Genomic DNA, 9,405 nt, shown 5'->3' with positions numbered 1-9,405 from the left:
TTCATCACAACCGGCCACATCAGCAAAGGTGGTGTTGTTGTTGTTTTCGTCCATCATGCGCGCCTTGGACTTGCCGAAGCTGAAGGCACCGCCTTTGCCACCGCCCTGCATCTGGCGCATGAAATAAACCCAAACACCAATCAAGAGCAGCATGGGTCCCCAACTGACGAGCAAAGTCATCAGTAAGGAGCCTTCTTCACGGGGTTTGACATCGAACTTAACGCCGCTGTTGATCAAATCACCCACCAGACCACGGTCCAGATAAGTAGCCGTTGTCTTGATGCGTCGCTCATCGTTTGTGATGGCGATAATTTCGGTGCCGCCTGGGCTCTCGGAAATTGTGGCGCTCTTGATCCGGTTGCTGCGAACCTCTTCCAGAAAGTCTGAATAGCCCACGGCATTCGCACCTGCGACACCACGGTTGTCAAACTGTTTGAACAAGGTGAACAGCACCATGGCAATCACCATCCAGACGGCAATTTTGGAAAACCAGGGGTTATTCAAGAGACTCTCCAATTTAATAAATGACTGAACTCATTTTAGGCCCGACATAAGTCGTCAAGTGGCAAGAACCTTGTTTTAGCCCTCAAAAACCGAGGAATTAACCCCTCAAATGGCATTGATGAGGCCCATGCCCACCAAAAAAGTTTCGGAAGACTTGTCTCGGGACGCCTTGGGCTTGATCGGCTTGACCACTTTGAAAGTCTCTTTGAACATCTTCACAATCTGGCTATAGCCACTGCCGTGGAATACTTTGACCACCAAGGCCCCTTGAGGCTTCATGTGGTTTTGGGCAAACTCCACCGCCAGCTCGATCAAATGCGTGATGCGTGCTGCGTCTGACGACTCGATGCCAGACAAGTTGGGCGCCATGTCCGAGACCACCACATCGGCTTGACGGCCCTGCAAAGCAGCTTCCAGCATGACCGAGACCTCGTTTTCACGGAAGTCCCCCTGGATGAAATGCACCCCCTCCACCGCGGTCATGGGCAAGAGATCAAGCGCAATGATGGTGCCATTCAGCCCCCCCACGGCCGCCCCATCGGGCGACAAGCGCCGACGCAAGTACTGGCTCCAGGCACCCGGGGCTGAGCCCAGATCGACCACCAAATCTCCCGGACGGATCAAGCCGAGGGTTTCGTCAATTTCTTTCAGTTTGTAGGCTGCCCGAGCTCGGTATCCCTCTTTCAGGGCCAATTTAACGTAGGTGTCATTGACATGGTCGTTCAACCAGGCTTTGTTGACCTTTTTACTTTTGGTTTTGACTTTCATTCTTTTGCGTCCTTGCGGGGATAATAGGGGATGTCCCAAATACAACTCACACCTGCCGAGCGCAAAGTTTTTCGCGCCGATGCCCATCACCTTGACCCAGTCGTCATGATCGGTGGCGATGGCCTGACCCCTGCTGTCATCAAGGAAACCGAAGCGGCCTTGAATGCACACGGCTTGATCAAGATCCGCGTTCTGGGCGATGATCGCGCCGCGCGCGAGGCCATGTTTACCCAACTCAGTGACCAGCTCAGTGCGGCGCCGATCCAGCACATTGGTAAATTGTTAATTCTTTGGCGCCCTCAGCCTGAAAAAATCAAGGAAGCCGACGAGGACCGCAAAGCAGGTCCACGTGACTTTAAAATTCTGAAATACAGCTCGCGTGGCGGTCAACGCCCCGAGGTCAAAACAGTTCGCGTCCTGGGCAACCAGCGCCTGGCTGCGGGTGGACAAATCAAGCGGGCCAAGCCCAAACAAAAATCCATCAAAAAAGGTCGCCTGGACTAAACCCAGGAACAGGCCTCGGCGGCCTCTTTACAACCCATGAAGGCCGATTGCCAATCGGCCTTGCTCGCTTGTCAGATATACGAAACACCCACGATTTCGTAACGACGCAAGCCACCCGGTGCTTGTACTTCGGCCACATCACCCTCTTCCTTGCCAATCAAGGCACGGGCAATCGGACTGCTGATGTTGATCAGGCCTAACTTCAAATCGGCCTCATCCTCACCCACGATCTGGTAATTGACCACCTCGCCCGTACTCTCGTCTTCGAGCGCCACGGTCGTGCCAAACACCACGCGCCCGCCTGCGTCCACCGAGACTGGATCGATGATTTGCGCAGCCGACAACTTGCCCTCAATTTCTTGAATGCGACCTTCAACAAAGCCTTGACGGTCTTTGGCTGCATCGTATTCAGCGTTTTCGCTCAGATCTCCCTGGGCTCGGGCTTCAGCAATGGCTTGAATCACGCCAGGACGGTCAACGGTTTTGAGCCTGTGCAACTCGTCCTTGAGCTTTTCAGCCCCGCGTTTTGTGATTGGAATGGTAGACATGTTCGGTTCTCCAAAAGCAAACCGCCGAGTGTTGAAACTCGGCGGTCATTAACAACATTATGCCTTGCAACAAAGTGCAAGGCATCGGGTTCACGCGGCCAGTTGGGCGTGCATCTCCTGAATCGAAATAACGTCCAGCTGATCCATGTACTTCATGCCCTCTACGGCCGCTTCTGCACCTGCAATGGTGGTAAACGTCGTGACCCGATTGAGCAACGCCGAAGTGCGGATATGACGGGAATCGGCGATCGCATTGCGACGTTCTTCGACCGTATTGATCACCAGCACCACTTCGTTGTTCTTGATCATGTCCACAATGTGTGGGCGGCCCTCGGTCACCTTGTTCACGGTCGCGCAACTCACCCCTGCAGCCTGGATAGCTGCAGCCGTACCTTTGGTGGCGATCAATTCAAAGCCTTGAGCCACCAATTGTCGAGCCGCTTCAACCGCACGGGCCTTGTCGGTGTTCTTCACCGAAATGAAGACCTTGCCCGATGGTGTGCCATCCGACTTGGTTGGTCGTGGTAGTTTAGTGCCTGCACCCAATTGGCTCTTCACGAAGGCTTCACCAAAGGTTTTGCCAACCCCCATGACTTCGCCAGTGGACTTCATTTCAGGGCCAAGGATGGTGTCCACACCAGGAAACTTGACAAAGGGGAACACCGCTTCTTTCACGCTGAAGTAAGGGGGCGTGACTTCCTTGGTGATACCTTGAGATGCCAACGACTGGCCTGCCATGCAGCGGGCGGCGACCTTTGCCAAGGGGATGCCCGTGGCCTTGGAAACATAAGGCACTGTGCGTGAAGCGCGAGGATTCACCTCCAGCACGTAGATGACATCTTTGCCATCGATATGCTGAATGGCGAACTGCACGTTCATCAAGCCGACCACGTTCAAAGCGGCTGCCATCGCCGCCGATTGGCGTTTCAGCTCATTCACGGTTTCGGCCGACAGGGAATAAGGAGGGAGCGAGCAAGCCGAGTCACCGCTGTGTACGCCGGCTTGTTCGATGTGCTCCATCACGCCACCAATAAAGGTCTGGCCTTCGGGATCGCGCAGGCAATCGACATCACACTCAATGGCATCGTTCAGAAATCGGTCCAGCAAGACAGGTGAGTCGTGCGAGACCTTGACCGCTTCGCGCATGTAACGCTCAAGATCGCGCTGCTCATGCACAATTTCCATGGCGCGCCCACCCAACACATAGCTGGGACGCACGACCAAGGGGTAACCCAGTGCAGCGGCTTTTTCCAGCGCCTCAGGCTCGGTGCGGGCAGTGGCATTGGGCGGCTGACGCAAACCCAGTTCTTGCAACAGCTTTTGGAAACGCTCGCGGTCTTCTGCCGCGTCGATCATGTCGGGGCTGGTCCCGATGATGGGCACACCCGCCGCCTCCAGATCCAGGGCCAGCTTCAAAGGCGTTTGCCCCCCGTATTGAACGATCACACCTGTGGGCTTTTCCTTGTCGACGATCTCCAGCACGTCCTCAAGAGTCACTGGCTCAAAGTACAAGCGGTCCGAGGTGTCGTAATCGGTGGACACGGTTTCGGGGTTGCAATTGACCATGATGGTTTCGTAGCCATCCTCGCGCAATGCCAATGCCGCATGAACACAACAATAATCGAACTCAATGCCCTGCCCGATTCGGTTAGGTCCCCCTCCAAGCACCATGATTTTTTTATGAGAGGTGGGCTCAGCTTCGCACTCACCATCGCCATAACCCTCGTAGCACGAATACATGTAAGCGGTATCGGTGGAGAATTCGGCCGCACAGGTGTCCACGCGCTTGTACACAGGGCGAATTTTCAAGGCGTGGCGGCGGGCCCGCACGACATGCTCGGTCGTTTTGAGCAGCTTGGCCAAACGGCGGTCAGAGAACCCTTTCTTTTTGAGCGCACGCAATTCTTCAGCCGTGATGGCGTCAAGGGTGGTGGTTTCAAGTTCCAGTTCTATCTTGACGATTTCTTCAATCTGTACCAAAAACCAAGGATCGATCTTGGTCAAGGCAAACACCTCGTCCACACTCAGGCCCATGGCAAACGCATCGCCCACATACCAGATGCGCTCAGGACCAGGCTCACCCAGTTCTTTTTCGAGCACTTCACGGTCTTGGGTTTTCTCGTTCATGCCGTCCACGCCGACTTCCAGCCCGCGCAGGGCTTTCTGGAAAGACTCCTGAAAAGTGCGCCCAATGGCCATGACCTCACCCACCGACTTCATCTGGGTGGTCAAGCGACTGTCGGCGGTCGGAAATTTCTCGAAAGCAAAACGTGGAATCTTGGTGACCACATAGTCAATACTGGGCTCAAAACTCGCAGGCGTGGCACCGCCAGTGATGTCATTGCGAAGTTCATCGAGGGTGTAACCCACCGCCAGTTTGGCGGCCACTTTGGCGATCGGAAAACCCGTGGCTTTGGAAGCCAAGGCGGATGAACGGGATACACGGGGGTTCATCTCGATGACCACCATGCGACCATCTTTCGGGTTGATCGAAAACTGGACGTTCGAACCGCCCGTGTCCACACCGATTTCGCGCAAAACTGCCAACGAGGCATTGCGCATGATCTGGTATTCCTTGTCAGTCAGCGTTTGTGCAGGCGCCACGGTAATCGAGTCACCGGTGTGGACCCCCATCGGGTCCAGGTTTTCGATCGAGCAGATGATGATGCAGTTGTCCGCTTTGTCACGAACCACTTCCATCTCGTACTCTTTCCAACCCAAGAGCGACTCTTCGATCAACAATTCTGTGGTGGGCGAAGCCTCCAGCCCGCGCTTGCAAATGACTTCAAACTCTTCCGGGTTGTAGGCAATGCCACCGCCAGTACCGCCCAGGGTGAAGCTGGGACGAATGACTGTAGGAAAGCCCAAGGTCTTTTGCACTTCCCAGGCTTCTTCAAGACTATGGGCGATGCCCGAGCGCGCAGAGCCCAGACCGATCTTGGTCATGGCGTCCTTGAACTTCAGGCGGTCTTCTGCTTTGTCAATGGCTTCAGGCGTGGCGCCGATCAGCTCAACTTTGTACTTCTCAAGCACGCCGTTGTGCCAAAGGTCCAGTGCGCAGTTCAGCGCTGTTTGGCCGCCCATGGTGGGCAAGATCGCATCGGGGCGCTCTTTGGCAATGATTTTCTCAACCGTTTGCCAAGTGATGGGCTCGATGTAAGTCACATCCGCCGTGGCCGGGTCGGTCATGATCGTCGCAGGGTTGCTGTTGATCAGGATGACCTTGAAACCCTCTTCGCGCAAAGCTTTGCAAGCCTGTACGCCAGAGTAGTCAAACTCGCAGGCCTGACCAATGATGATCGGGCCAGCGCCAATGATGAGAATGCTTTTGAGGTCAGTGCGCTTGGGCATGTTATGTGGCCTCCATCAAGTCGATGAAGCGGTCAAAAAGGTAAGCAATATCGTGTGGGCCAGGCGATGCTTCAGGGTGTCCCTGAAAGCAGAATGAGGGCTTGTCCGTTCGCGCCAGGCCTTGCAAAGTGCCGTCAAACAGGGACACATGGGTGGCACGCAAATTGGGGGGCAATGATTTTTCGTCCACCGCAAACCCGTGGTTCTGGCTGGTGATCGAGACGCGGCCGGTGTCCATGTCTTTCACAGGGTGGTTCGCGCCGTGGTGTCCAAACTTCATCTTGAAAGTCTTGGCCCCACTGGCCAGGGCCATGATCTGGTGGCCCAGACAAATACCGAAAGTGGGAATACCGCTGTTGATCAACTCCGCCGCAGCCGCAATGGCGTAATCGCAAGGCTCAGGGTCGCCTGGGCCATTGGACAAAAAGATGCCATCGGGTTGGTACCGAAGCACGTCTGCTGCACCAGTCTTGGCGGGCACCACAGTGACGTTGCAGCCGCGCTGAGCCAGCATGCGCAAGATGTTTTTCTTAACCCCAAAGTCATAGGCCACCACATGGAATTTGGGTGATGCCAGAGTGCCGTAGCCTTCACCCAGAGTCCACTCGGTTTGAGTCCACGCGTAAGGCTGAGCCACCGAGACTTTTTGCGCCAGGTCCAGGCCTGCCATCTCAGGGGCCGCCTTGGCTGCCGCAGTGGCCTGATCAATCAAGGCCTGGGTGACTTGCTGGCCTTTGGCCAAGCCCAGGATGGCGCCATTTTGGGCCCCCTTGCTGCGCAAGATGCGGGTTAGCTGGCGGGTGTCAATATTTGAAATGGCCACTGTGCCGTTGCCTGCCAGATAGGCGGAAAGGGTTTGGGTGGAGCGAAAGTTGCTCGCGATCAAAGGCAGATCCTTGATGATCAAGCCTGCGGCATGGACTTTGTCAGCTTCGATGTCTTCCAAACTGACCCCGTAGTTGCCAATGTGCGGGTACGTCAGGGTGACGATCTGCTGGCAATAACTGGGGTCTGTGAGGATTTCCTGGTAGCCGGTGAGGGAGGTGTTGAACACCACTTCGCCGACGGTGGAGCCGGGAGCTCCGATCGAGTTACCAATAAAGACCGTGCCGTCTGCAAGCGCCAATATGGCGGGTGGGAAGGTTCCCTGAAGAGACAAAAGCACTGGGTTCTCCGGAATAGTTCGGGTACGCCTCAGCACTCACCAGAGATGCGATCTCTTTTTGGCTGCTTGTTCGAGGATTGGGCCTGGGATGGACTGTGGCGTACAGGTTGATGCGGGAAAGCCTCTCATTATAGCTGAGGACCACTCGAAAACCCTGACAATCCGGCCACAAATCAAGCCAGCCCTTGCGCTTAAAGGGCTCAATAGCTGGTGGTTGCACTGGCGTGCAGACAAATGGCGGCCGCAGTGGCCACGTTCAGTGACTCTTCACCACCGGGCTGGGCAATGCGTACTTTTTGATGCGCCAAAGCCATCAAGCCGTCACTCACGCCCTGACCTTCATGCCCAAAAATCCAGGCGCACTTTTGCGGCAAGGTTTTGCTCTGTAGCAAGGCGTGCAAAAACGGCCCCTCATGTGAACTGGTGGTCAATATGGGCACCTGCAAAGCAGCCACATCGGCTTCACTGGCGGATTCGACCATGTGCAAAGCAAAGTGGGCGCCCATGCCAGCCCGGAGAACCTTTGGGGACCACAGGGCCGCTGTGCCCTTGATGGCAAGCACCTGGCGGTAACCAAAAGCCGAAGCACAACGCAATATGGCCCCAACGTTGCCGGCATCCTGCAGGCGATCCAGAACCACGGTCATGGCATCCGGCAAGACTTTTCTTTCAGCCGCCCAGGCCACCACAAAACCCATTCGAGCTGGCGACTCCAGGCCACTCAAGCTGGCAAACAGGGTGTCAGGCAGGACAAACAACTGCTCACTCAGGCCTGCCCACTGCGGCCCTTGTTCTTCAAAAAAGGACGCACACAACACAATCTGCAGCGGACGAACACCCCTCTCCAGGGCGGCACGACACAGGTGATCGCCCTCCAGCCAGAACTGCTCAGCCTTGCGGTATGCCGTGCCGTCTTGTGCCAGCCGTCGCCAAATCTTGACCTGCGGGTTGTCTCGGGAGGTGATCAGGTTCATCGCTTGCTCCTGAGCACTGGGGCAAACGTCATCCGGTGGCATTCGGCAGGTCCATGCGTTTGTAAGGCTTCCAAATGCTGGGCGGTGCCGTAGCCCTTGTGCTGATCAAAGCCATACAAGGGATAGCGTTCGTGCATGGTTTGACACAAGCGGTCTCGGTAGACTTTGGCCAAGATAGAGGCCGCAGAGATGGCAGGGACCAAGGCATCGCCTTTCACAATGGCTTCAGCTCGCATGGTCAGCGTGGGCAGTCGGTTGCCATCGACCAGTACCAATTTAGGTGGAAGCCGCAAAGTTTCAACGGCTCGCTTCATGGCCAGCATCGTGGCTTGCAAAATGTTCAACTGGTCAATTTCCTGCACGCTGGCCTCTGCGATTGAAAAACACAAAGCCCTTGCCCTGATTTCGTCAAACAGACGCTCACGGCGCTTGGCCGTGAGTTGTTTGGAGTCGTTCAATCCCACAATGGGGTTCAACTCGTCCAAAATCACAGCGGCCGCCACGACAGGGCCCGCCAGCGGCCCGCGCCCAGCCTCATCCACACCAGCCATCAGGCCAGCGGTATCCCAGTTCAAGGTTTTTTGCTCAAGCAGCAAGGATTTTCTGGATCGCATGGGTCGCCAGCGTCGGCATGTCCTGACGCAGTTGAAGGTGCAGTTCGGTAAAACGCTGCTGAATTTTGGACACAGCCAGCGGATCGTCCAACCATCGCAAAACAGCTTTGGCCAGGGCCTCCGGTTGCACCTGATCTTGCAAAAACTCGGGGACCAAACTTTCATTGCAAAGGATGTTGGGCAGACCGATCCAGGGCAGCAAGCGCTTGCGGTTGGCAATCTGCCAAGACAACCATTGCATCCTGTAGGCGATGACCATGGGGCGCTTGTGCAAAGCAATTTCCAGGGTGGCTGTGCCGCTGGCCACCAGCGCCACATCGCAGGCTGCCTGCACCTCATGCGCGCGCCCCATCAACAGATGCACATGGCCTTGCATGCCAGCTTGCGCGATGGCCGACTCGATCATGGGTTTCAAGAGGCTGTAGGTGGGCAAGACAAATTGCAACTCAGGGCGCACCTTCAGCATTTTCCGTGCGGCTTGAAGGAACGGTAGTGCCAGACCTTTGACCTCAGAAGGTCGACTGCCTGGCAACAAGGCCACCATGGTGACATCAGCAGGCAGCCCCAAAGCCATGCGTGCTTGCAATCGGTCAGGCTGCAACGCAATGACATCCGCCACAGGGTGCCCGACAAAGGTGCCCTCAATGCCATGCTGCGCCAACAAGGCGGGCTCAAACGGGTAAATGCACAAGACGTGGTCCACGCTGTCGCGAATTTTCTGAACGCGCTCGGGGCGCCACGCCCAAATGGATGGGCACACCAGTTGAACCGTGGGAACGCCCTGCTTGCGCAGCAAGCGCTCCACTGGCAAATTGAAATCAGATGCATCCACACCCACAAACAAATCGGGCGGAGAAGTCAACAATTCCTGAATCAGGTTTTGACGGATGCCGTTGATGTGACGATAACGCCAAAGCGCCTCCACCAAACCACGCACGGACAACTCATCACAAGACCAGCGCGACGTGAAACCTGCC

At 55.9% G+C, this 9,405-nt stretch carries 9 protein-coding genes; 1 reads left to right on the top strand and 8 read right to left on the bottom strand.

The window, feature by feature from the left end; genetic code table 11:
* On the bottom strand, positions 1–504 hold a 504-nt coding region (locus tag ACIQ3A_RS11950), incomplete at its 3' end, for an ATP-dependent metallopeptidase FtsH/Yme1/Tma family protein (RefSeq protein ID WP_396431958.1).
* A 105-nt stretch (positions 505–609) separates the two neighbouring features.
* Positions 610–1,272, bottom strand: a complete 663-nt coding sequence (locus ACIQ3A_RS11945; RefSeq protein ID WP_396431956.1) for an RlmE family RNA methyltransferase — start codon at positions 1,270–1,272, stop codon at positions 610–612.
* A gap of 30 nt (positions 1,273–1,302) precedes the next feature.
* Between ACIQ3A_RS11945 and ACIQ3A_RS11940 the strand changes: the two genes are divergently transcribed.
* A complete protein-coding gene (locus tag ACIQ3A_RS11940; protein ID WP_108405848.1) occupies positions 1,303–1,776 on the top strand; it encodes a YhbY family RNA-binding protein in 474 nt (157 codons plus the stop codon).
* Positions 1,777–1,847: 71 nt separating this feature from the next.
* Here the strand turns inward: ACIQ3A_RS11940 and greA are convergent, their stop codons facing one another.
* The 6 genes from greA to lpxB all read right to left on the bottom strand — a co-directional run.
* Positions 1,848–2,324 (bottom strand): transcription elongation factor GreA, encoded by a 477-nt coding sequence (greA, locus tag ACIQ3A_RS11935; RefSeq protein WP_108405849.1) that lies wholly within the window; start codon positions 2,322–2,324, stop codon positions 1,848–1,850.
* Positions 2,325–2,414: 90 nt separating this feature from the next.
* Entirely contained in the window at positions 2,415–5,675 is a 3,261-nt protein-coding gene (carB, locus tag ACIQ3A_RS11930) for a carbamoyl-phosphate synthase large subunit (protein ID WP_396431955.1), read from the bottom strand.
* Between the two features lies 1 nt (position 5,676).
* Complete coding sequence (gene carA, locus ACIQ3A_RS11925; protein ID WP_396431954.1) at positions 5,677–6,840, bottom strand: glutamine-hydrolyzing carbamoyl-phosphate synthase small subunit; 1,164 nt, start codon at positions 6,838–6,840, stop codon at positions 5,677–5,679.
* Positions 6,841–7,040: 200 nt separating this feature from the next.
* Positions 7,041–7,814: a TrmH family RNA methyltransferase gene (locus ACIQ3A_RS11920; protein WP_396431953.1), complete on the bottom strand. Its 774-nt coding sequence runs from the start codon at positions 7,812–7,814 to the stop codon at positions 7,041–7,043.
* Positions 7,811–8,428 carry a ribonuclease HII gene (rnhB, locus tag ACIQ3A_RS11915; RefSeq protein WP_396431952.1) on the bottom strand — a complete coding sequence of 206 codons (618 nt, stop codon included), beginning with the start codon at positions 8,426–8,428 and terminating at the stop codon, positions 7,811–7,813. The genes ACIQ3A_RS11920 and rnhB overlap by 4 nt, the downstream gene beginning before the upstream one ends.
* A partial coding sequence (lpxB, locus tag ACIQ3A_RS11910) for a lipid-A-disaccharide synthase (protein WP_396431951.1) occupies positions 8,400–9,405 on the bottom strand: 1,006 nt, incomplete at its 5' end. The genes rnhB and lpxB, both read right to left, overlap by 29 nt.

This window comes from Limnohabitans sp., assembly GCF_044361985.1.
GTDB lineage: Bacteria > Pseudomonadota > Gammaproteobacteria > Burkholderiales > Burkholderiaceae_C > Limnohabitans_A.
This window is presented reverse-complemented; position numbering and strand designations above follow the sequence as displayed.